Origin of the sequence: Streptococcus infantis (assembly GCF_047460685.1) — a bacterium.
GTDB lineage: Bacteria > Bacillota > Bacilli > Lactobacillales > Streptococcaceae > Streptococcus > Streptococcus infantis_AD.
The window spans coordinates 59,211-79,883 of record NZ_JASHFS010000002.1; the positions used below are offsets into that span (position 1 = coordinate 59,211).

Below are 20,673 nucleotides of genomic sequence, written 5' to 3' on the forward strand. Positions count from 1 at the left end.
ATGATATGACTGAAATTGTAAAAGCAAGCCTTGAAAATGGCGTTCAAAAAATCCGTATCACGGCAGACAAAGGCTACCATCCAGCCCACATTCAACTGCAAAAAGGGATTCCTGCTGAGATTACCTTTCATCGTGTGACACCATCAAACTGTTATAAAGAAGTTCTCTTCGAAGAAGAAGGAATCCTAGAACCAATCGCTCAAGACGAGGAAAAAGTCATTCGCTTTACGCCTCAAGACTTGGGCGAGCATGAATTTTCATGCGGCATGAAGATGCAAAAGGGGACCTACACCGTTGTTGAAAAAACTAAAAAGTCTCTCAGTCTTTTACAGCGTTTTTGGATTACTAGTATCTTTACTGTGCCTCTTGTGATTCTCATGATTGGGATGTCTACAGGAGGAATTAGTCACCAAGTCATGCGTTGGGGCACCTTTTTAGCCACAACACCCATTATGCTGGTAGCTGGAGTTCCATATATCAGAAGCGCCTGGGCTAGTTTTAAAAAGCACAATTCCAACATGGATACCTTGGTTGCTCTGGGAACCCTAGTGGCCTATTTCTATAGCTTAGTAGCCCTCTTCACTGGTCTGCCCGTTTACTTTGAAAGTGCTGCATTTATCCTCTTCTTCATTCTTTTGGGAGCAGTTTTTGAGGAAAAAATGCGAAAAAATACTTCGCAGGCAGTCGAAAAATTATTAGACCTACAAGCAAAGACAGCAGAGGTTTTGCGTGATGATGTTTATGTTCAAATCCCTCTAGAACAAGTCAAAGTTGGGGATCTCATTCGCGTTCGACCAGGTGAAAAAATTGCCGTTGATGGGACTGTGTTAGAAGGTGAAACGAGTATTGATGAATCAATGGTGACTGGGGAAAGTATTCCAGTCGATAAATCAGTTGGAGATGCTGTTATTGGGTCAACTATCAATAATAGTGGTACGATCATCTTTAGAGCTGAAAAAGTTGGTTCTGAGACTATGCTGGCTCAGATTGTGGACTTTGTGAAGAAAGCTCAAACGAGTCGTGCTCCTATTCAAGATTTGACCGACAAGATTTCAGGGATTTTTGTACCAGCAGTTGTCATTTTAGGACTTCTTACTTTTTGGGTCTGGTTTGTTTTACTTGGAGATAGCTTTGTGACTTCACTTCTCTACGGAGTTGCTGTTTTGATAATTGCCTGTCCTTGTGCACTAGGACTCGCGACACCGACAGCACTCATGGTTGGAACAGGACGAAGTGCCAAGATGGGGATTCTTCTCAAAAATGGTACAGTTTTACAGGAAATCCAAAAGGTCCAAACGGTTGTTTTTGATAAGACAGGAACCTTGACCGAAGGGAAGCCAGTAGTGACAGATGTTATTGGTGATGAAAGAGAAGTGCTAAGTTTGGCTGCTTCACTGGAAGATGTATCTCAACACCCGCTAGCTCAAGCTATTGTTAATCGTGCATCTGAACTAGGAATTAGCCTTTACCCAGTGGAAAACTTCCAAGCCTTGCATGGAAAAGGTGTGACTGGGATTATTAATGGTAAACAAGTCTTGCTTGGGAATGCTAAGCTCTTAGCTGACCTTGCTATTCCACATGATTATCAAGAACGATTTGATTTGCTTGAGAAAGAAGCAAAAACAGTTGTCTTCCTATCCGTAGATGGTCAGTTAAAAGGCTTAATTGCCTTGCAGGATGTCCCTAAGGAAAATGCTCGAGAAGCTATTGCTAAATTGAAAAAACGTGGTCTTAGAACGGTTATGCTTACTGGAGATAATGCTGGAGTAGCCCATGCGATTGCAGAGCAAATTGGAATCGAAGAAGTGATCGCAAATGTCTTGCCAGAGGAAAAGGCACATGAAATTCACAAGCTTCAAAAGAATGGCAAATTGGCCTTTGTTGGAGATGGTATCAATGATGCGCCGGCCCTCAGTGTAGCGGATGTCGGAATTGCCATGGGCTCTGGGACAGATATTGCCATTGAATCAGCAGATCTTGTCCTTACAACCAACAATTTACTAGGATTGGCACGTGCTTTTGATATGAGTAAGAAGACCTTTAATCGTATTCTACTCAATCTTTTCTGGGCTTCTATCTATAACCTCATTGGTATTCCGATTGCAGCAGGAGTCTTTTCAAGTCTTGGTTTGGTACTCAATCCAGAACTTGCAGGATTGGCCATGGCCTTTAGTTCAGTCTCTGTTCTAATCAGCTCTCTGATGCTTAATTTTACTAAAGTCGATTAATACTCTTCGAAAATCAAATTCAAACCACGTCAGCTTCACCTTGCCGTACTCAAGTACAGCCTGCGGCTAGCTTCCTAGTTTGCTCTTTGATTTTCATTGAGTATAAAAAGGCGGTTTTAACCGCTTTTTTGCTATTCTAAAACAGATTTTCAAAACGTTTTCAATCTGTACTGTAATAGAGAATGAAAGTTTCTGAGCACATTCTTATGAAACTATAAGTAAATGTGATAAATTAGGAGTGTAAATTTACTGAATCGTTTTCAAAAAACATATAAAAGCGCTTTTATTATTCATCAAATTAACTTTTAAGGAGAGTTATCATTATGACTCAAGGGAAAATTACTGCATCTGCAGCAATGCTTAACGTATTGAAAACATGGGGCGTAGACACTATCTACGGTATCCCATCAGGAACACTCAGCTCACTTATGGACGCTTTGGCTGAAGACAAAGATATCCGTTTCTTGCAAGTTCGTCACGAAGAAACAGGTGCTCTTGCAGCGGTTATGCAAGCTAAATTTGGCGGATCTATCGGTGTTGCAGTTGGTTCAGGTGGACCTGGTGCAACTCACTTGATCAACGGTGTTTACGATGCAGCTATGGATAACACTCCATTCCTTGCTATCCTTGGATCACGTCCAGTTAACGAATTGAACATGGATGCCTTCCAAGAATTGAACCAAAACCCAATGTACAACGGTATCGCTGTTTACAACAAACGTGTAGCTTACGCAGAGCAATTACCAAAAGTTATTGACGAAGCTTGCCGTGCTGCCGTTTCTAAAAAAGGTCCAGCTGTCGTTGAAATTCCAGTAAACTTTGGTTTCCAAGAAATCGACGAAAACTCATACTACGGTTCAGGTTCATACGAGCGTTCATTCATCGCTCCTGCTTTGAACGAAGTTGAAATTGATAAAGCTGTTGAAATTTTGAACAACGCTGAACGCCCAGTGATCTACGCTGGTTACGGTGGTGTTAAAGCTGGTGAAGTGATCACTGAATTGTCACGTAAAATCAAAGCACCAATCATCACAACTGGTAAAAACTTTGAAGCTTTCGAATGGAACTACGAAGGTTTGACAGGTTCTGCTTACCGTGTTGGTTGGAAGCCAGCCAACGAAGTGGTCTTTGAAGCAGACACAGTTCTTTTCCTTGGTTCAAACTTCCCATTTGCTGAAGTTTACGAAGCATTCAAAAACACTGAAAAATTCATCCAAGTGGATATCGACCCTTACAAACTTGGTAAACGTCACGCTCTTGACGCTTCTATCCTTGGTGATGCAGGTCAAGCAGCTAAAGCTATCCTTGATAAAGTAAACCCAGTTGAGTCTACTCCATGGTGGCGTGCAAACGTGAAGAACAACCAAAACTGGCGTGATTACATGAACAAACTCGAAGGTAAAACTGAGGGTGAATTGCAATTGTACCAAGTCTACAATGCAATCAACAAACATGCTGATCAAGACGCTATCTACTCAATCGACGTAGGTGACACTACTCAAACATCTACTCGTCACCTTCACATGACACCTAAGAACATGTGGCGCACATCTCCACTCTTTGCGACAATGGGTATTGCCCTTCCTGGTGGTATCGCTGCTAAGAAAGACAATCCAGATCGCCAAGTATGGAACATCATGGGTGACGGTGCATTCAACATGTGCTACCCAGACGTTATCACAAACGTTCAATACGACCTTCCAGTTATCAACGTTGTCTTCTCAAATGGTAAATATGCCTTCATCAAGGACAAATACGAGGACACAAACAAACACTTGTTTGGTTGTGACTTCCCTAATGCTGACTATGCGAAAATCGCTGAAGCGCAAGGTGCTGTAGGATTCACTGTGAACCGTATCGAAGACATCGATGCAGTTGTTGCAGAAGCTGTTAAACTCAACAAAGAAGGTAAGACAGTTGTGATCGATGCTCACATCACTCCACATCGTCCACTTCCAGTAGAAGTACTTGAGTTGGATCCAAAACAACACTCAGAAGAAGCAATCAAAGCCTTCAAGGAAAAATACGAAGCAGAAGAACTCGTACCATTCCGCCTCTTCTTGGAAGAAGAAGGATTGCAATCACGCGCAATTAAATAATTTCTCTCGTCGAAAATCAAATTTTAAATTTGTAGAATTTATTCTTTGATTTTCATAGAGTGAAACTTAAAAAGATCGGAGCAATCCGGTCTTTTTCTGGAGGATAGTTAATGAATTTAAATCAATTAGATATCATCGTTTCAAGTATTCCTCAAGTCTGTGCTGACTTGGAGCGTATTTTGGATAAACAGGCAGATTATGTTGATCAAGGCTTTGCTCAGTTCACGATTGGCAGTCATTGTCTAATGTTGTCCCAAAATCATTTGATTCCTTTGGAAGATTTTCAGTCAGGTATCATTCTTCACATTGAGATTGAGGATCTAGAGCAGAATTACCAACGTTTAAAAGAGAGAGGTGTCGAGATTTTACACGGTCCTTGTGAAACGGATTGGGGAACAGAGTCCTTATTAGTTAAAGGTCCTGCTGGTCTAGTGCTTGATTTTTATCGTATGAAATAAGGGGCTTAGTCATTTGAAGATAACCTTAACTATTCTTAAAACAGAATGTGAGAATATGAACTATTGAAAGATCGGAGCAATCCGGTTTTTTTTCTGTTATGCGATTTTCAGTCCGTCTCGTTCCATTAGGTGCGAGACAAAAAACCACCCGCTGACGGGTGGTTATGATTTCTACACTTATTGTTTGGCTTCCTGTTTTAATTGTTGCACCTGTTCCTTGTACTGGAGAAGCTCCTTGTCTTTTTTATGGATAGTCGTTTCTGCTTCAGCAATGCGGCTTTTCAGCTCTTGAGTCTTGCCATGGTGATAGCTAAAACCAATAGCACTACCAACAATGATCCCGATTACTAGACAAGTAAAAATCACCAAAATCAAGGGAGCAGATAGTTGTGTAAAGACAAGACTGACAGTTACTGTTTGACGATTGAGCAGACCAAAGGAGATCACAATGACTAATAAGATCAAACCGCCAATTAGATAAGCCTTATCTTTCAGTGACAATTCATTAAATTTTTTTAGCATAAGTTCCTTTTCTCCTGACTATGTTGATAGAAAATTACACACCATTTAGGTATTAACAAAATTCATTTTACTAGAAAATTTCGATACTGTCAATAATTTCTAACAGCTTATTTACCATCAATCGATTCATTGAAAAGGAGTATTCATTTTCTAATATTTGATTGACTAAACAGATCGGAGCAATCCAGTCTTTTTTCTGTTCCCTCTTTCTTCTCACAAGATTGTGATAGTTTACATCTTTATAACAAAAGCTTCAAAGTCTTGATTGTTTTGAAAGAAGATTATAAAATAAGATTCAGTAAAAATGAAATAGGTTTTGAAAATAACTGAAAAACAAATGAAAATGTTAGGTTGGGTAGCGACCTTTATGTCTGTTATGATGTATATGTCTTACTTCCCACAAATCATGGACAATCTGGCTGGTCAAAAAGGAAATTTCATTGAGCCCTTGGTTGCAGCGATCAACTGTAGTCTATGGGTCTACTACGGTCTTTTCAAAAAAGAAAGAGATATCCCCCTTGCAGCAGCGAATGCACCAGGTATTATTTTTGGCCTAGTAACCGCTATCACAGCTTTGATTTAAAAGGAACAGAGGAGACTAGTTTTCAGTCTTCTTTTTTTGTTTCCGGGGAGGCTATTTGCTTTTTCGAGAGGATAATTTTTTAAAAAACAATCTGATCAACTTAAATAGTAGAATAGTATCAGTATGTCACAGTATTTTATAAGAAAAGGTTTCAGAATGAGCTATAATATAAGTAAATGAACAAGCAAATAAGAAAGTTGAGTAGACTTATGACCGAAAAACTGACTTTTCCGGATGGTTTCGGCTGGAACAGGCGAAATGAACAAGCGCTATGGCTTTATCTATGTGGATCGAGATAACGCAGGAAATGGGACTCTCAAACGTAGCAAGAAGAAATCCTTCTACTGGTACAAGGATGTCATTGCCAGCAATGGTGCAAGCATTGAGTAGAGCACATTTGTTCACTATTTTTATAAAATCTTCTCCCTAATTTATAAGATGTGAAAAAGAGTTCAATTCGAACTCTTTTTTTGCTATAATGAGGGGAGAAAAATCAGACAGGAGATTGACATGTCAGAACCATTATTTTTACAATCAGTTATGCAAGAAAAAATTTGGGGAGGTACCAAGCTACGTGATGAGTTTGGTTACGACATCCCAAGTGAAAAAATCGGAGAATACTGGGCCATCTCAGCTCATCCAAATGGCGTTTCAAAGGTTGCAAATGGACGCTACGAGGGAACAGACCTAGCTACTTTGTATGCGGAACACCGTGAATTGTTTGGCAACCGTCCAGAACCTGTATTTCCACTTTTGACCAAAATACTCGATGCTAACGACTGGCTTAGCGTCCAAGTTCACCCAGACGATGCTTATGGACTAGAGCATGAAGGCGAACTTGGAAAAACAGAATGTTGGTACATCATCTCTGCGGATGAAGGTTCAGAGATTATCTACGGGCATAATGCCAAGTCAAAAGAAGAACTCCGTCAGCAAATCGAAGATAAGAACTGGGATGACCTGTTGACAAAAGTACCAGTTAAGGCTGGAGATTTCTTCTATGTACCAAGTGGCACCATGCATGCTATTGGTGCAGGCATCTTGATTCTTGAAACCCAACAGTCTAGTGATACCACCTATCGCGTCTACGACTTTGACCGCAAGGACGATAATGGAAACTTGCGTGAACTACACCTTGAAAAATCTATCGATGTCTTGAATATTGGTGAGCCTGCAAATAGCCGTCCTGTGACTGTCAAAGCTGATGATTTACGCTCAACTTTACTTGTCTCTAATGATTTCTTCGCAGTCTACAAGTGGGAAATCACAGGAAAAGTTGAATTTGAGAAGACGGCTGATTACAGCTTGTTGAGTGTCTTGGCTGGTCAAGGGAAACTGACTGTAGACGGAAAAGATTATCCAATCCAAAAAGGTAGTCACTTTATCTTGCCGAGTGATGTTGAAGCTTGGACTCTGGAAGGGCAAGATTTGGAATTAATTGTTAGCCATCCATAAAAAAGAAAGGGCCTGAGTTCACTACTCAAGTCCTTTTTGATTACATAAATTGGGCGATAAAGACCACGATGATGATGATTGGAATGACGAAACGAAGAAGGAAGAGCCAGACTTGGAAAAGTCCTTGTTTCCATGCTGTTTCATCAAGATGCAATTCCTCCATAGCGAGTGCTTTTTTAAAGATAAAGCCTGTAAAAAGGGACAAGCAGAGAGCACCGAAAGGCATAAGGAGGTTGGAAACCAAGAAATCCATAGCATCAAAGAAAGTTTTTCCAAAGATTTGGACGTCTGCCATGACACCGTAGGATAGGGCTGAAGGGATACCAAATACAAAAGTCAAAACCCCTAAAATCATACTCCACTTAGCACGTTTGCGATTGTCTTGGTTGGTGATGTTGCCTACATTGATTTCCAGCATCACGACAGAAGAAGTGACCGTCGCAAAGAGGAAGAGCAAGAGAAAGAGAATATAGAAAATACTTCCAAAAGGCATCTTGTCAAAGAGTTGTGGCAAGACGATAAAGAGAAGACTTGGACCACCTTCAGACTGGATGTTAAAGGCTGACATAGCTGGGAAAATGGCTAATCCTGCCATGATGGATACAGAGATGTTCATGGCAACGATGGACATACCTGATTGGACCAGCTTGGTTTTCTTATCTAAGTAAGAAGCATAGGTCAACATAGCAGTAACACCGAGCGATAATGCAAAGAAAGATTGCCCCAGAGCATAGAGGAGTCCGGCGCTTGTCAGTTTTGAAAAGTCAGGTTTGAGGAAGTAAACCACACCTTCCATGGCATTAGGCAAGCTGAGAGAGCGCCCGATGATAATGACAAAGATGATAAAGAGCAGGGGCATCATAACTTTCGATGCTCTTTCAATTCCTTTTTGAACTCCCTTAGATACGATAAAGATGTTGAGGAAGATAAAGAGGGCTTGGGAACCAAGGGCAATCCATGGATTTGAAATAATGTCTGTGAAGAGCTGGGCATAATCACTGCTAATCCCAACTTGGAAGGCTTTAGCAATAGCGATACCTAGATAGACTAAAACCCATCCCCCAATAACACTGTAAAAGGATAAGAGGATGAAAAGGGCAAAGGCACCGATCCAACCGATAAAATTGTATTTGCTATTGTTGCCAAGTTTTCCAAAGGTTTTGATTGCTGACACGCCAGCGCACCGACCGAGGGCAAACTCAGCCAAGAGAAGTGGAAATCCAATCAATAGTGTCGAGATGAGAAAGACCAGTAAAAAACCTCCCCCACCATTGGCAGCAGTCATGTAAGGGAACTTCCAAACGGCCCCAAGACCAATAGCAGAACCTGCAGATGCAAGGATAAAGCCTAGTTTTGAGCCCCATTGCGATTTTTCAGACATCGTTAAACTCCGATCTATTGTTTAAAATAATAAAAGGCTACTTGAGTTGTCAAATAGCCTTCTCTCAATTGCTCTTTTGAGCTTATTCTTTGATTGATAGACTTGATTATCCTATCATGATTTTTCAAGTCTGTCAAGAAAGCGATTTTCATGTTTTTATAAAAAATATGATAAAATACTTGACTCTCCTCAAAGGGGAGGGTATATACTATTTATGTGAGGAGGAAATCATGTACCATATCAAAGAAGCTGCGCAGCTTTCAGGCGTCTCTATCAAGACCCTTTACCATTATGATAAGATAGGACTCTTGGTTCCGTTAAAGTCAGAAAATGGCTATCGAACCTACAGTCAAGAAGATTTAGAACGACTTCAGGTTATCCTTTATTACAAGTATCTAGGCTTTTCTTTAGAAAAAATAGCAGAGCTATTGAAGGAAGAAAAGACGGACTTGTTACCACATTTGACTAGGCAGTTGGACTATCTAACTCGAGAAAGGCAACATCTGGATACCTTGATTTCCACCTTGCAAAAAACCATTCAAGAACAAAAAGGAGAAAGAAAAATGACTATTGAGGAAAAATTCACTGGATTTAGCTATCAAGACCATCAAAAATACCAGCAAGAGGCGGTAGATAAGTATGGTCAAGAAGTCATGGACCAGGCTCTCGAGCGCCAAAAAGGTCACGAAGACGAAGCTACGGCTGCCTTCAACCAAGTCTTTCAAGCCTTGGCACAAAATCTTCAAGCTGATCTACCTGCAACAGCATCTGAAAATCAAGAGGAAGCAGGCAAACTCTTGCAAGCCATCCGTACTTATGGATTTGACTGCTCTATCGAGGTCTTTGGTCATATCGGAAAAGGCTATGTCTATAATCCAGAGTTTAAGGAAAACATTGATAAGTTTGGACAGGGAACAGCCCAGTACACATCAGATGTCATTACCCACTATGTAAGCACACAAACTCGATAAAACTCACAGACTAAGCTAAAGCTGACAAAGCCAGTAACAGAATTTTTAGTAGGAAAACACAGACTTAGATAAGATAAAAATCGGCGGAGTGACCTCTGCCGATTTACTGTTATTTGAGTTGGTAAGACCAGTCTTCTCCATCCTTGTAGTAAAAGAATTCACTGAGATCCTCTTCGAGAAAAACACGAAGCATGTCAGACATATCCTCGGTAGCTAATTTTAGATGAGATAGATTTTCAAAATCCTCCCACCAGACTTTTCCTTCGTCTGAAGATTGGAGCTCACCAGTAAAGTGTTCTGTTTTGTAAAAGAGGACAACATAACGATAGTCCTCGTCATCATACCAATCTTTGATACCACAGAGTTGAGGCTTAGAAATGGTCAGACCAGTTTCTTCCTTCACTTCGCGAATGACAGCATCGACAAAGGATTCGCCACGTTCAACATGGCCACCAGGAAAAGTAATGCCAGGCCAGTTAGGACTAACTCGGTCTTGGACAAGAACCTTGTCTCCGTTTTTAATCATACACATGTTGACAAATTCGACTGATTCTCTTCTGCTCATATTATTTTTCCTATTTTGTTAGTAATTTTTCTACCACGTTTAACTTTCGCATGGTCAGATCAACGCCGAACAGCTTTTCAAGATAGTTGGTATTAAGTTTTTTTCGTTTTGCAGTTCTAGGGAGATAAAGGTAAAGACAATGGTTGCCGATACAAATTTCTTCTTCACCATAGTCACTATCCAATTTTTCTAATGGTAGACTTTGGATATCATTTTGAAAAAGGATCACATGTATTCGGTCAAAAAGATAGTGTTTTCCAAATGGGTTTTCTTGGACAATTTTTGCAAAATCATTTTTGTTCTTGATTACCATTTTTAAATCAGCACCAATTTTTTCCTTTATTAGAGTGTGAACCTGCTCTCGTATTTCTTCCAGAGATAAGTCACTTTCAAGAATGATATTCCCACTTTGAATATAGGTTCGAACGTGTTGAAAATCAGCCTCTATCAAGATATCTACTAGATAAGACATTTTAGGGATAGCATTTTTTCCATTAGGAGTAACTCCCCTTAGTAAGATAATATGTTCCAAAGTAGTTCCTTTCTTATCTAACATCCTTAGATACTAAATCATTTATAGATTAAGTTTGAGCCTGCCACCCAGCCAGTACAGAGGGCAGAAGTGATGTTAAAGCCACCCGTGTGGGCGTTGATATCTAGGACCTCTCCTGCAAAGTGAAGGCCAGGAACCAGTTTGCTTTCCAGCGTTTTAGGATTGATTTCCTTGAGACTAACACCTCCTTTGGTAACAAAGGATTTAGCCAAGGACATTTTTCCTGTCACAGGGATTTTGAGTGCCTTGATAGACTGGACAAGTTGGTCGCATTCTTTTTCTGTTAGTTGTTTGACTTTTTCAGGATAGTCCTGCACAAAGAATTCTGCCAAGCGTTCTGGCAACAAGGTTTTTAAGGCATTTTTCAAGGACTTTTCACGGTTCTCTTCTAAAAAGTCAACTAAGTCACCTTCTGAAAGTTGTGGCAAGACATCTAGAGAGAGAATTTCCCCACCCTTGACAAAGCTAGACATGCGTAGCGCAGCAGGACCTGACAAACCAAAGTGGGTAAAGAGTAGGTCATGAGTGATGACATGCTTGCCATAGCTTAGGGTCACATCGTCCAGCGAAATCCCCTGCAAGGCCTTATGCGGGAAATCAGTCAACAATGGGCTTTCAGCAGCTTCGAGTTCGGTAATAGTGTGTTTGAAATGGCGGGCGATTTCGTGACCAAAACCAGTAGAGCCAGTAGAAGGATAGGATTTTCCACCAGTTGTGACAATGAGTTTATCACAAGTAAAGGCTTGGTCTGCTGACTTGAGGACAAACTGGTCGTCAATCTTTTTAACAGAAACAATCTCTGTTTGAGTGGCAACTTGCCCACCTAGCTCAGTGATTTTCTTTTCCAAAGCTTCGATAATGGTCCGAGATTTGTCGCTGGCTGGAAAGACGCGGCCATGGTCTTCGACCTTGAGTTTTACGCCATTTTCAGTAAAAAAGTTGATGATATCATGGTTATCAAACTGGGAAAAGACACTGTATAGAAAGCGACCATTCCCAGGGATGCCAGCTAATAGGTCATCTAGAGTTCCATTGTTGGTCACGTTACAGCGACCACCACCAGTACCAGCTAATTTTTTTCCGAGTTTTCGATTCTTTTCAGTGAGAAGTGTTTTCTGCCCATAAAAGCTACTGGAAATGGTAGCCATCATACCAGCAGGGCCTCCCCCGATTACAATAGTGTCAAAATGTTTCATAAAAGTATTGTACCATAAAAAAACAAGAGATGATAAGTCATCTCCTGTTTGATTTATTAGTCAATTTCATATCCCATGAGGAGTCCACCTTCTTCTGCATAAAAACTGCAGAGCCCAGAGGTTGGGATAATCTTAATTTCAGCCTGTGGGAATTTTTCACGTAAGAGTTCTGAGAGTTGTTGGCAGAATTTATCATTACTGCGGTGAGCCATGACGATACGCCCACCAGCGTAACCAGCCTTGATTAACTCTTCATAAGCAGCTTGGAGGGACTTCTTAGCACCACGGGCTTTTTGGAGGAGTTCCAAGGTTCCAGTTTCACTTGCTTCCCCGACCATACGAATATTAAGGAGCCCAACAACTGTACCGATTAGCTTACTCAAGCGACCATTCTTAACGAGGTTATCAACCTTAGCGAGGACGAATAGTAACTTAGTTTTTTCTTGGTAGGCAGTAATAGCTTTAACCACTTCTTCAAAAGAAAGTCCTTGGTCAATCAAATCATTGATTTTCTCTACGATTAGATCAACTTCCCCACCAGCAGATAAACTATCAATGACATGAATCTGAGTATCAGGATGTTCTTCGAGATAGAGATTCTTAGCTAATTGAGCGCTGTTTTGACTACCAGAAAGAGTTCCGGTAATGGTCACTACAAAAATATGGTTTGCACCTTCGAATGCTCGCAAGTAATCATCAGGGCTAGGACAAGCTGATTTTGAAGCTTCAGAAGTTGCATACATGGTTTCCATCATTTTGTCAATATCAAGACTAGCATCGTCAATAAAGACTTGATCAGCTACTTGAATGGTTAAGGGAACACTGATGAATTCAGTATCAATTGCTGGATTTGCCAGTTGACGATAATCACAACCAGAGTCAGCTACAATCTTCCAAGTCATAGAAATTCTCCATCTTTATCACTTATACATTGACAAAGGTTCTGTCTTTTTTTACAATTATATCATGAAAAATCTTAAAACAAAAGTCTCGTCACTCTGTTGTCACAAGTAGAAAGGAAGTGTTATGGCCGAACGAAGAATTTCTGAAAATTCACTTGAAAATCTCAGAAAATCAAACAAAGAATCCAATTTACTGACCAGAGAAGCTATCGAAACAGCTCTTTTGCAACTTTTGGAGAAAAAGGAGTTGACAAAGATTAGCATTTCCGAATTGGTAAAACGAGCTGGTGTTTCTCGTGCCGCCTTTTATCGAAACTATGACTCCAAAGAAGAGATTTTAGAAAGCGTCTTTAAACGCAGTGTCCATAATATCATGGAGCAGCTCAGTCATTATGATGTCAAAACAGATCTCTATCTGGTTTGGGTTCATCTCTTTCGTGAAGCCAGAAAAGAAGCCAAGGTTATTCAGCTTGCCTTGGACTACCACTTGGAAAAAATCTTTGTGCAAGCCATGCAAGAGTTTTTAGAAAAATACTATGGAAAATCAAAAGGAGTCAGCTCTTACCTGCATTCTTTTTGGAGTTCTGCCATCGTATCAGTTTTGCTTAAATAGATCAAGGATGGAATGAAGGTTCCTGCTGAAAAAATCGCAGATTTACGCCTACCATTTTTCAAAAAATAGATCAGAAGGAGAGAAGTTATGACAGAAAAAAGACTGGCTTGGGATGAGTATTTTGCTGCTCAAGCCTTATTGATTGCCAATCGTTCAACCTGTAAACGCGCCAAGGTAGGAGCTGTTTTAGTCAAGGATAATAAGGTTATTTCAACAGGTTATAATGGCTCTGTATCAGGAACGGAGCATTGTATTGACCATGACTGTTTGGTGATTGAGGGCCACTGTGTCCGCACTCTTCATGCTGAGGTTAATGCTATTTTACAAGGAGCCGAACGTGGCGTTCCAAAAGGATTTACAGCTTACGTTACTCATTTTCCTTGTCTCAACTGCACCAAGCAATTGCTTCAGGTAGGATGTGAGCGTGTCGTTTATATTAACCAGTACCGTATGGACGACTACGCCCAGTATCTCTATCGTGAAAAAGGGACCGAGTTGACCCATTTACCACTTGAGACAGTACAAGCAGCTCTTCAAGAAGCTAACTTGATTTAAAAATTAAAAAAAAAGATGGTTTAGAAGGATTTTTAAACCATTTTTTGATATAATAAGAAGAATAAATTGAAAGAAGGAATTCAGAAAATGGGAAAACTTGAAGTCATTAATCATCCACTCATTCAACACAAATTGTCAATCTTGCGTCGTACAGACACTTCTACAAAAGCTTTTCGTGAGTTAGTAGATGAAATTGCTATGTTGATGGGATATGAAGTACTTCGTGATCTTCCGCTTGAAGACGTTGAAATCGAAACACCTATCACAAAAACAGTTCAAAAACAATTGGCTGGTAAAAAATTGGCAATTGTTCCAATCTTGCGTGCAGGTATTGGGATGGTCGATGGGCTATTGAGCTTGGTTCCAGCAGCCAAAGTTGGACATATTGGTATGTACCGTGACGAAGAAACTCTTCAACCAGTAGAATACTTGGTAAAATTACCTGAAGATATCGACCAACGTCAAATTTTTGTGGTTGACCCTATGCTTGCAACAGGTGGTTCTGCAATCTTGGCTGTTGATTCCCTCAAAAAACGTGGAGCATCAAACATCAAATTTGTCTGCCTTGTATCTGCTCCAGAAGGTGTAAAAGCTCTTCAAGAAGCTCACCCAGATGTAGAAATCTTTACAGCAGCTTTGGATGAACGTTTGAACGAACATGGCTATATCGTTCCAGGTCTTGGTGACGCAGGAGACCGCTTGTTCGGTACTAAATAAGATTCTAAGCATAAACTAAAACTGTTCATTGGTTTTAGTCTCGAAAGGAGGTTGAATTTTTGTGTCTGTTTTTAGGATAGAGCAAAGATTTGACCTTTTTTGACCAAAAAGATATAATAGACCTGTATTGAGTCGTTTGACTAAGAAAAATTGAAATCAGAAGGAGAACTGAATGATTCCTGTAGTTATTGAACAAACAAGTCGTGGAGAACGTTCATATGACATTTACTCACGTCTTTTAAAAGATCGTATCATCATGTTGACTGGACCAGTCGAAGACAATATGGCCAACTCAGTTATCGCCCAATTGCTTTTCTTGGATGCCCAAGATAGTACAAAAGATATTTACCTTTATGTGAATACTCCAGGTGGTTCTGTATCAGCTGGTTTGGCAATCGTTGATACTATGAACTTTATCAAGGCAGATGTCCAAACCATTGTTATGGGGATGGCTGCTTCAATGGGAACAATTATTGCCTCAAGTGGAGCAAAGGGCAAACGTTTCATGCTTCCGAATGCAGAATACATGATTCACCAACCGATGGGTGGTACAGGTGGTGGTACACAGCAAACCGATATGGCTATTGCTGCTGAACACTTGCTTAAAACTCGTAAGACTTTGGAGCAAATTCTTGCAGATAATTCTGGTAAATCAGTTGAGCAAATCCATGCAGATGCTGAACGTGATTACTGGATGAGCGCTCAAGAAACACTTGAATATGGTTTCATTGATGAAATCATGGCTAATAATTCTTTGAATTAATCTTTTGAAGCAAACTCGACTGAGTTTGCTTTTTTTGATATAATAGTAAGAAGATTGTTAGAAGGAAGTTGTAATATGTTTCAAAAAGAGAATCGGTCTGGTCTGATTATCTACCTATACTATAATCGTGATGCAAAAAAACTCGATCATTATGGTGATATTTGTTACCACTCTAAAAAACACCGTTATCTGCAACTTTATGTCCCAACAGAAGAAGTGGAAGAACTGGTTAGCCGTTTAGGAAAAGAGAAATTTGTTAAAAAAGTGAGACAATGTCATATCCAAGAATTGGAAACTCCCTTTGTTGGTAGTCTCTACAGAAATAACGAAAACGTTATCATGTAAAAATTTAGATAAATGTGTTGACAATTTTCTGATAATTCGGTATATTCTTAACATGCTATTTATTTAAGAAATAAGGAGACAAAAAAGATGAAGAAAAAATTTGCCTTATCACTTGTAGCACTTGCAAGTGTAGCTGTTTTAGCAGCTTGTGGAGAAGTGAAGTCAGGAGCTTCAAATTCAACTGGTAACCCAGTGGATGAGAAAGTTGTTAAAATCGGTTTTAATTTTGAAAAAACTGGTGAAGTAGCAGCCTACGGTAGCGCTGAACAAAAAGGTGCTCAATTGGCCGTTGATGAAATCAACGCAGCTGGTGGTATCGATGGAAAACAAATCGAAGTTGTAGACAAAGATAACAAATCTGAGACAGCTGAAGCGGCTACCGTTACAACAAACCTTGTTACCCAATCAAAAGTGAACGCTCTTGTAGGACCTGCAACTTCAGGTGCCACTGCCGCAGCGGTTGCCAATGCTGGTAAAGCAGGTGTACCATTGGTAACCCCATCAGCAACTCAAGATGATTTGACAAAAGGTCAAGATTACCTTTTCCGTGCAACCTTCATCGATAGCTTCCAAGGACAAATCATTGCTAAATACACAACTGATAACTTGAAAGCGAAGAAAGTCGTTCTATACTACGATAACTCATCTGACTATGCTAAAGGGATTGCTGAAGCCTTCAAGAAATCTTATAAAGGTGAAATTGTAGCGACAGAAACGTTCCAATCTAAGGATACAGATTTCCAAGCCGCACTTACAAAAATCAAAGATAAAGACTTCGATGCCATTGTCCTTCCAGGGTACTACACTGAAACTGGTAAAATTGTAAACCAAGCACGTGGTATGGGAATCAAACAACCAATCATCGGTGGTGATGGATTTAGTGATGCTAAATTCGTTGAACAAGCAACACCTGCTGCAGCTACAGACATCTACTACGTAACTGGATTCTCTACTGAAGGTGAAATGACTGATAAAGCCAAGAAATTCGTAGAAGCTTATAAAGCGAAATACAACGAAGAACCTTCAATGTTTGCAGCCTTGGCATATGATTCAGTTTACATGATTTCGGAAGCATCTAAAGGTGCTAAGAACTCTGTCGAATTGAAAGACAACCTTGCGAAGTTGAAAGACTTGGAAGGTGTTACTGGTACAATGTCTATTGACAAAGACCATAATCCGGTTAAATCTGCACTTATGATTGGCTTAAAAGATGGTAAAGTTGAGTCAGTTGAGTCGGTTAAACCTTAATCTAGTAGATATCGTAAATGGGGAATGAGCTTCTACTCACTCCCTGTTTCGGTGTTTATGAAAGGATTATTTTTTTATAAAATTCTAAAAATATAAATTAGAAAGAGTGAACCATATGCTTCAACAACTTGTAAATGGTTTAATCTTGGGTAGTGTCTATGCGCTGCTAGCCCTAGGTTATACTATGGTTTATGGAATTATCAAGCTGATTAACTTTGCCCACGGTGATATCTATATGATAGGTGCTTTCATGGGTTATTTTTTGATTAATTCCTTGCAATTAAATTTCTTTGTTGCCTTGATTTTATCAATGGCAGGCACAGCAATTCTTGGTGTTATCATTGAGTTTCTAGCTTACCGCCCATTACGTCATTCAACTCGTATCTCCGTATTGATTACAGCGATTGGGGTTTCCTTCTTACTTGAGTATGGGATGGTTTATCTAGTCGGAGCCAACACACGTGCCTTTCCTCAAGCAATCCAAACAGTGCGTTATGACTTAGGTCCAATCAGTCTGACCAATATTCAATTGTTGATTTTGACTGTCTCACTTGTTTTGATGGTTCTTCTACAACTTATTGTACAAAAAACAAAAATGGGGAAAGCCATGCGTGCTGTATCTGTAGATAGTGATGCTGCTCAGTTGATGGGAATCAATGTAAACCGTACTATCAGCTTTACATTCGCTTTGGGTTCAGCCCTAGCTGGTGCAGCGGGTGTCTTGATTGCACTTTACTATAACTCTCTTGAACCATTGATGGGGATGACTCCAGGTATTAAATCATTCGTGGCTGCCGTTCTAGGTGGCATCGGAATCATCCCTGGTGCGGCTCTGGGTGGCTTTGTTATTGGTCTTTTAGAAACATTTGCTACCGCCTTCGGAATGTCAGATTTCCGTGATGCTATCGTGTATGGAATCTTGCTCTTAATCTTGATTGTACGTCCAGCTGGTATCCTCGGTAAGAATGTGAAAGAGAAGGTGTAAACAATGAAAGAAAATTTAAAAGTTAATATTTTATGGTTGCTCCTTTTATTAGCAGGCTATGGCTTAATCAGCGTACTTGTTTCAGCTGGAGTGCTCAATCTCTTTTATATTCAAATTTTAGAGCAAATTGGGATTAACATCATACTTGCAGTTGGTCTTAACCTTATCGTAGGTTTTTCTGGACAATTTTCTCTAGGGCACGCAGGATTTATGGCTATTGGTGCCTATGCGGCTGCAATTATTGGTTCTAAATCTCCAACCTATGGAGCCTTCTTTGGAGCTATGCTTCTTGGAGCACTTATCTCAGGATTAGTGGCTTTAGTCGTTGGGATTCCAACTCTTCGTTTGAAAGGGGACTATCTTGCAGTAGCAACCCTCGGTGTTGCTGAAATTATTCGTATCTTTATTGTCAACGGTGGAGATATTACTAATGGTGCAGCAGGTATTCTAGGTATTCCGAGCTTTACTAACTGGCAAATGGTATATTTCTTTGCTGTGATTACAACAATTGCAACACTTAATTTCCTTCGTAGTCCAATCGGTCGTCTAACTTTATCCGTTCGTGAAGATGAAATCGCTGCTGAATCAGTTGGGGTAAATACAACCAAAATCAAAATTATTGCTTTTGTATTCGGAGCGATGACTGCAAGTATTGCAGGTTCGCTTCAAGCAGGATTTATCGGTTCTGTTGTGCCTAAAGATTATAGTTTTATCAACTCTATCAACGTCTTGATTATTGTTGTATTTGGCGGTTTGGGATCCATTACAGGAGCGATTGTTGCTGCCATTGTTCTTGGTATTTTAAACATGCTTCTACAGGATGTAGCAAGTATTCGTATGATCATCTACGCCCTAGCCTTGGTACTTGTAATGATTTTCAGACCAGGTGGTCTTCTTGGAACATGGGAATTAAGTCTATCTAGTTTCTTTAAAAAAACTAAGAAGGAGGAACAAAACTAATGGCATTACTTGAAGTAAAACAGTTAACCAAGCATTTTGGTGGTCTAACGGCTGTTGGAGATGTAACTCTTGAATTGAATGAAGGTGAACTTGTTGGCTTGATTGGACCGAACGGAGCTGGTAAAACAACTCTCTTCAACCTCTTGACAGGTGTGTATGAACCAAGCGAAGGAACAGTAACCTTGGATGGTCACTTGTTAAATGGCAAGCAGCCCTATAAAATTGCTGCTCTTGGTTTAGGACGTACTTTCCAAAATATTCGTCTCTTTAAAGACTTAACTGTATTAGACAATGTTCTGATTGCATTTAGTAATCATCATAAACAACATGTTTTTGCAAGTTTCTTGCGCTTACCAGCTTTTTATAAGAATGAAAAAGAATTGAAAGCTAAAGCCTTAGAATTACTAAAAATCTTTGATTTGGATGGAGATGCTGAAACTCTCGCTAAAAATTTAGCCTATGGTCAACAACGTCGCTTAGAGATTGTGCGTGCCCTTGCTACAGAACCTAAAATCCTTTTCTTGGATGAGCCTGCAGCGGGTATGAATCCACAAGAAACTGCAGAATTGACTGAGTTGATTCGTCGCATCAAGGATGAATTCAAGATTACTATTATGCTGATTGAACATGATATGAACTTGGTTATGGAAGTTACGGAGCGTATCTATGTTCTTGAGTACGGTCGTTTGATTGCTCACGGGACACCAGATGAAATCAAGAGTAATAAACGTGTTATCGAAGCTTATCTTGGAGGTGAAGCCTAATGTCTATGTTAAAAGTTGAAAACCTCTCAGTACACTATGGTATGATTCAAGCTGTACGTGATGTGAGCTTTGAAGTAAATGAAGGAGAAGTTGTTTCCCTTATCGGTGCAAACGGTGCTGGTAAAACAACCATCCTTCGTACCTTATCAGGCCTTGTTCGTCCAAGTTCTGGTAAAATTGAATTTTTGGGACAAGAAATCCAAAAGATGCCTGCACAAAAAATTGTGGCATCAGGACTCTCTCAAGTACCAGAAGGACGTCACGTCTTCCCTGGTTTGACAGTTATGGAAAACTTGGAGATGGGAGCCTTTCTTAAGAAAAATCGTGAAGAGAATCAAGCAAATTTGAAGAAAGTCTTTTCACGTTTCCCTCGTCTGGAAGAACGTAAAAACCAAGATGCAGCTACCCTTTCGGGAGGAGAACAGCAGATGCTTGCTATGGGACGCGCGCTTATGTCAACGCCTAAACTTCTTTTGTTAGATGAACCTTCAATGGGGCTTGCACCAATTTTCATCCAAGAAATTTTTGATATCATTCAAGATATTCAAAAACAAGGTACAACTGTTCTTTTGATCGAGCAAAATGCCAATAAAGCACTAGCCATCGCAGATCGAGGCTATGTTCTTGAAACAGGAAAGATTGTCCTATCAGGAACAGGAAAAGAACTCGCAGCGTCAGACGAAGTCAGAAAAGCATATCTAGGTGGCTAAAACAATCCAGTGGATTGTTTTAGTCGGCAGATAAAAATTGCGGCAGCAATTCACATCTAGTCTGGGAGACTAGTTTAGGTTGCGAATAAAGATTGCAAAG

At 40.0% G+C, this 20,673-nt stretch carries 21 protein-coding genes and 2 pseudogenes; 17 read left to right on the forward strand and 6 right to left on the reverse strand.

Annotated elements, in window-relative coordinates:
• The first annotated feature begins 5 nt into the window (after window positions 1–5).
• The 3 genes from QM917_RS01155 to QM917_RS01165 all read left to right on the forward strand — a co-directional run bounded on the left by QM917_RS01155 (window position 6) and on the right by QM917_RS01165 (window position 4,785).
• Window positions 6–2,228, forward strand: coding sequence for a heavy metal translocating P-type ATPase (locus QM917_RS01155; RefSeq protein ID WP_414284424.1), 2,223 nt, complete (start codon window positions 6–8; stop codon window positions 2,226–2,228).
• A gap of 323 nt (window positions 2,229–2,551) precedes the next feature.
• The gene (gene spxB / locus QM917_RS01160; RefSeq protein WP_049503130.1) at window positions 2,552–4,327 is read left to right on the forward strand and encodes a pyruvate oxidase; all 1,776 of its coding nucleotides are present in this window, start codon (window positions 2,552–2,554) and stop codon (window positions 4,325–4,327) included.
• Window positions 4,328–4,437: 110 nt separating this feature from the next.
• Window positions 4,438–4,785, forward strand: a complete 348-nt coding sequence (locus tag QM917_RS01165) for a VOC family protein (RefSeq protein ID WP_020901924.1) — start codon at window positions 4,438–4,440, stop codon at window positions 4,783–4,785.
• A gap of 177 nt (window positions 4,786–4,962) precedes the next feature.
• Here the strand turns inward: QM917_RS01165 and QM917_RS01170 are convergent, their stop codons facing one another.
• On the reverse strand, window positions 4,963–5,307 hold the full coding sequence (locus QM917_RS01170) for a lipopolysaccharide assembly LapA domain-containing protein (protein ID WP_049503129.1): 345 nt from the start codon (window positions 5,305–5,307) through the stop codon (window positions 4,963–4,965).
• Between the two features lie 322 nt (window positions 5,308–5,629).
• Here QM917_RS01170 and QM917_RS01175 point away from each other — a divergent pair, with 322 nt between their 5' ends.
• From QM917_RS01175 to manA, 3 genes and pseudogenes are all read left to right on the forward strand, one after another.
• Entirely contained in the window at window positions 5,630–5,890 is a 261-nt protein-coding gene (locus QM917_RS01175) for a SemiSWEET family transporter (protein WP_025170330.1), read from the forward strand.
• A 234-nt stretch (window positions 5,891–6,124) separates the two neighbouring features.
• Window positions 6,125–6,280 (forward strand): annotated as a pseudogene (locus QM917_RS01180) (family 1 glycosylhydrolase); the annotation flags it as partial.
• A gap of 120 nt (window positions 6,281–6,400) precedes the next feature.
• Window positions 6,401–7,345, forward strand: coding sequence for a mannose-6-phosphate isomerase, class I (manA, locus tag QM917_RS01185; RefSeq protein ID WP_153225294.1), 945 nt, complete (start codon window positions 6,401–6,403; stop codon window positions 7,343–7,345).
• A 40-nt stretch (window positions 7,346–7,385) separates the two neighbouring features.
• Here the strand turns inward: manA and QM917_RS01190 are convergent, their stop codons facing one another.
• The gene (locus QM917_RS01190) at window positions 7,386–8,726 is read right to left on the reverse strand and encodes a sodium-dependent transporter (protein ID WP_414284426.1); all 1,341 of its coding nucleotides are present in this window, start codon (window positions 8,724–8,726) and stop codon (window positions 7,386–7,388) included.
• Window positions 8,727–8,956: 230 nt separating this feature from the next.
• On the opposite strand from QM917_RS01190, the gene QM917_RS01195 reads away from it, so the two are divergent.
• On the forward strand, window positions 8,957–9,697 hold the full coding sequence (locus QM917_RS01195; RefSeq protein WP_414284427.1) for a MerR family transcriptional regulator: 741 nt from the start codon (window positions 8,957–8,959) through the stop codon (window positions 9,695–9,697).
• A gap of 109 nt (window positions 9,698–9,806) precedes the next feature.
• Here QM917_RS01195 and QM917_RS01200 read toward each other — a convergent pair whose 3' ends face one another.
• Genes QM917_RS01200 through QM917_RS01215 form a run of 4 tightly spaced genes read right to left on the reverse strand, consistent with a single transcriptional unit; the run spans window position 9,807 to window position 12,913 of the window.
• Entirely contained in the window at window positions 9,807–10,262 is a 456-nt protein-coding gene (locus tag QM917_RS01200) for an 8-oxo-dGTP diphosphatase (RefSeq protein WP_414284429.1), read from the reverse strand.
• Between the two features lie 10 nt (window positions 10,263–10,272).
• A complete protein-coding gene (locus QM917_RS01205) occupies window positions 10,273–10,794 on the reverse strand; it encodes a DUF1697 domain-containing protein (protein ID WP_049508826.1) in 522 nt (173 codons plus the stop codon).
• A gap of 38 nt (window positions 10,795–10,832) precedes the next feature.
• Window positions 10,833–12,011 carry an NAD(P)/FAD-dependent oxidoreductase gene (locus QM917_RS01210; protein ID WP_414284431.1) on the reverse strand — a complete coding sequence of 393 codons (1,179 nt, stop codon included), beginning with the start codon at window positions 12,009–12,011 and terminating at the stop codon, window positions 10,833–10,835.
• A 56-nt stretch (window positions 12,012–12,067) separates the two neighbouring features.
• On the reverse strand, window positions 12,068–12,913 hold the full coding sequence (locus tag QM917_RS01215; protein ID WP_248034768.1) for a DegV family protein: 846 nt from the start codon (window positions 12,911–12,913) through the stop codon (window positions 12,068–12,070).
• A gap of 124 nt (window positions 12,914–13,037) precedes the next feature.
• Between QM917_RS01215 and QM917_RS01220 the strand changes: the two are divergent.
• From QM917_RS01220 to QM917_RS01265, 10 genes and pseudogenes are all read left to right on the forward strand, one after another.
• Window positions 13,038–13,595 (forward strand): annotated as a pseudogene (locus tag QM917_RS01220) (TetR/AcrR family transcriptional regulator).
• An 18-nt stretch (window positions 13,596–13,613) separates the two neighbouring features.
• Window positions 13,614–14,081: a deoxycytidylate deaminase gene (locus tag QM917_RS01225; RefSeq protein ID WP_000136981.1), complete on the forward strand. Its 468-nt coding sequence runs from the start codon at window positions 13,614–13,616 to the stop codon at window positions 14,079–14,081.
• Window positions 14,082–14,168: 87 nt separating this feature from the next.
• Window positions 14,169–14,798 carry a uracil phosphoribosyltransferase gene (upp, locus tag QM917_RS01230; RefSeq protein ID WP_000517029.1) on the forward strand — a complete coding sequence of 210 codons (630 nt, stop codon included), beginning with the start codon at window positions 14,169–14,171 and terminating at the stop codon, window positions 14,796–14,798.
• A gap of 172 nt (window positions 14,799–14,970) precedes the next feature.
• Window positions 14,971–15,561, forward strand: a complete 591-nt coding sequence (clpP, locus tag QM917_RS01235; RefSeq protein ID WP_000613459.1) for an ATP-dependent Clp protease proteolytic subunit ClpP — start codon at window positions 14,971–14,973, stop codon at window positions 15,559–15,561.
• Between the two features lie 75 nt (window positions 15,562–15,636).
• Window positions 15,637–15,906 carry a YlbG family protein gene (locus QM917_RS01240; protein WP_414284433.1) on the forward strand — a complete coding sequence of 90 codons (270 nt, stop codon included), beginning with the start codon at window positions 15,637–15,639 and terminating at the stop codon, window positions 15,904–15,906.
• 87 nt (window positions 15,907–15,993) lie between these two features.
• Window positions 15,994–17,154 (forward strand): ABC transporter substrate-binding protein, encoded by a 1,161-nt coding sequence (locus QM917_RS01245; protein ID WP_414284434.1) that lies wholly within the window; start codon window positions 15,994–15,996, stop codon window positions 17,152–17,154.
• A gap of 115 nt (window positions 17,155–17,269) precedes the next feature.
• Window positions 17,270–18,139 (forward strand): branched-chain amino acid ABC transporter permease, encoded by an 870-nt coding sequence (locus QM917_RS01250; RefSeq protein ID WP_075232206.1) that lies wholly within the window; start codon window positions 17,270–17,272, stop codon window positions 18,137–18,139.
• A gap of 3 nt (window positions 18,140–18,142) precedes the next feature.
• Complete coding sequence (locus tag QM917_RS01255) at window positions 18,143–19,099, forward strand: branched-chain amino acid ABC transporter permease (protein ID WP_414284436.1); 957 nt, start codon at window positions 18,143–18,145, stop codon at window positions 19,097–19,099.
• Window positions 19,099–19,863, forward strand: a complete 765-nt coding sequence (locus QM917_RS01260) for an ABC transporter ATP-binding protein (RefSeq protein ID WP_075232204.1) — start codon at window positions 19,099–19,101, stop codon at window positions 19,861–19,863. Before QM917_RS01255 ends, QM917_RS01260 begins: the two co-directional genes overlap by 1 nt.
• Window positions 19,863–20,573 (forward strand): ABC transporter ATP-binding protein, encoded by a 711-nt coding sequence (locus QM917_RS01265; protein WP_045763246.1) that lies wholly within the window; start codon window positions 19,863–19,865, stop codon window positions 20,571–20,573. Before QM917_RS01260 ends, QM917_RS01265 begins: the two co-directional genes overlap by 1 nt.
• The last annotated feature ends 100 nt before the right edge of the window (window positions 20,574–20,673 follow it).

What these genes read in the sequence shown, in the direction of transcription:
- QM917_RS01155 (WP_414284424.1), top strand. Translation starts at nt 6, where the DNA reads ATGACTGAAATTGTAAAAGCAAGCCTTGAAAATGGCGTTCAAAAAATC.
- spxB (WP_049503130.1), top strand. Translation starts at nt 2,552, where the DNA reads ATGACTCAAGGGAAAATTACTGCATCTGCAGCAATGCTTAACGTATTG.
- QM917_RS01165 (WP_020901924.1), top strand. Translation starts at nt 4,438, where the DNA reads ATGAATTTAAATCAATTAGATATCATCGTTTCAAGTATTCCTCAAGTC.
- QM917_RS01170 (WP_049503129.1), bottom strand. Translation starts at nt 5,307, where the DNA reads ATGCTAAAAAAATTTAATGAATTGTCACTGAAAGATAAGGCTTATCTA.
- manA (WP_153225294.1), top strand. Translation starts at nt 6,401, where the DNA reads ATGTCAGAACCATTATTTTTACAATCAGTTATGCAAGAAAAAATTTGG.
- QM917_RS01190 (WP_414284426.1), bottom strand. Translation starts at nt 8,726, where the DNA reads ATGTCTGAAAAATCGCAATGGGGCTCAAAACTAGGCTTTATCCTTGCA.
- QM917_RS01195 (WP_414284427.1), top strand. Translation starts at nt 8,957, where the DNA reads ATGTACCATATCAAAGAAGCTGCGCAGCTTTCAGGCGTCTCTATCAAG.
- QM917_RS01200 (WP_414284429.1), bottom strand. Translation starts at nt 10,262, where the DNA reads ATGAGCAGAAGAGAATCAGTCGAATTTGTCAACATGTGTATGATTAAA.
- QM917_RS01210 (WP_414284431.1), bottom strand. Translation starts at nt 12,011, where the DNA reads ATGAAACATTTTGACACTATTGTAATCGGGGGAGGCCCTGCTGGTATG.
- QM917_RS01215 (WP_248034768.1), bottom strand. Translation starts at nt 12,913, where the DNA reads ATGACTTGGAAGATTGTAGCTGACTCTGGTTGTGATTATCGTCAACTG.
- QM917_RS01225 (WP_000136981.1), top strand. Translation starts at nt 13,614, where the DNA reads ATGACAGAAAAAAGACTGGCTTGGGATGAGTATTTTGCTGCTCAAGCC.
- upp (WP_000517029.1), top strand. Translation starts at nt 14,169, where the DNA reads ATGGGAAAACTTGAAGTCATTAATCATCCACTCATTCAACACAAATTG.
- clpP (WP_000613459.1), top strand. Translation starts at nt 14,971, where the DNA reads ATGATTCCTGTAGTTATTGAACAAACAAGTCGTGGAGAACGTTCATAT.
- QM917_RS01240 (WP_414284433.1), top strand. Translation starts at nt 15,637, where the DNA reads ATGTTTCAAAAAGAGAATCGGTCTGGTCTGATTATCTACCTATACTAT.
- QM917_RS01245 (WP_414284434.1), top strand. Translation starts at nt 15,994, where the DNA reads ATGAAGAAAAAATTTGCCTTATCACTTGTAGCACTTGCAAGTGTAGCT.
- QM917_RS01250 (WP_075232206.1), top strand. Translation starts at nt 17,270, where the DNA reads ATGCTTCAACAACTTGTAAATGGTTTAATCTTGGGTAGTGTCTATGCG.
- QM917_RS01255 (WP_414284436.1), top strand. Translation starts at nt 18,143, where the DNA reads ATGAAAGAAAATTTAAAAGTTAATATTTTATGGTTGCTCCTTTTATTA.
- QM917_RS01260 (WP_075232204.1), top strand. Translation starts at nt 19,099, where the DNA reads ATGGCATTACTTGAAGTAAAACAGTTAACCAAGCATTTTGGTGGTCTA.
- QM917_RS01265 (WP_045763246.1), top strand. Translation starts at nt 19,863, where the DNA reads ATGTCTATGTTAAAAGTTGAAAACCTCTCAGTACACTATGGTATGATT.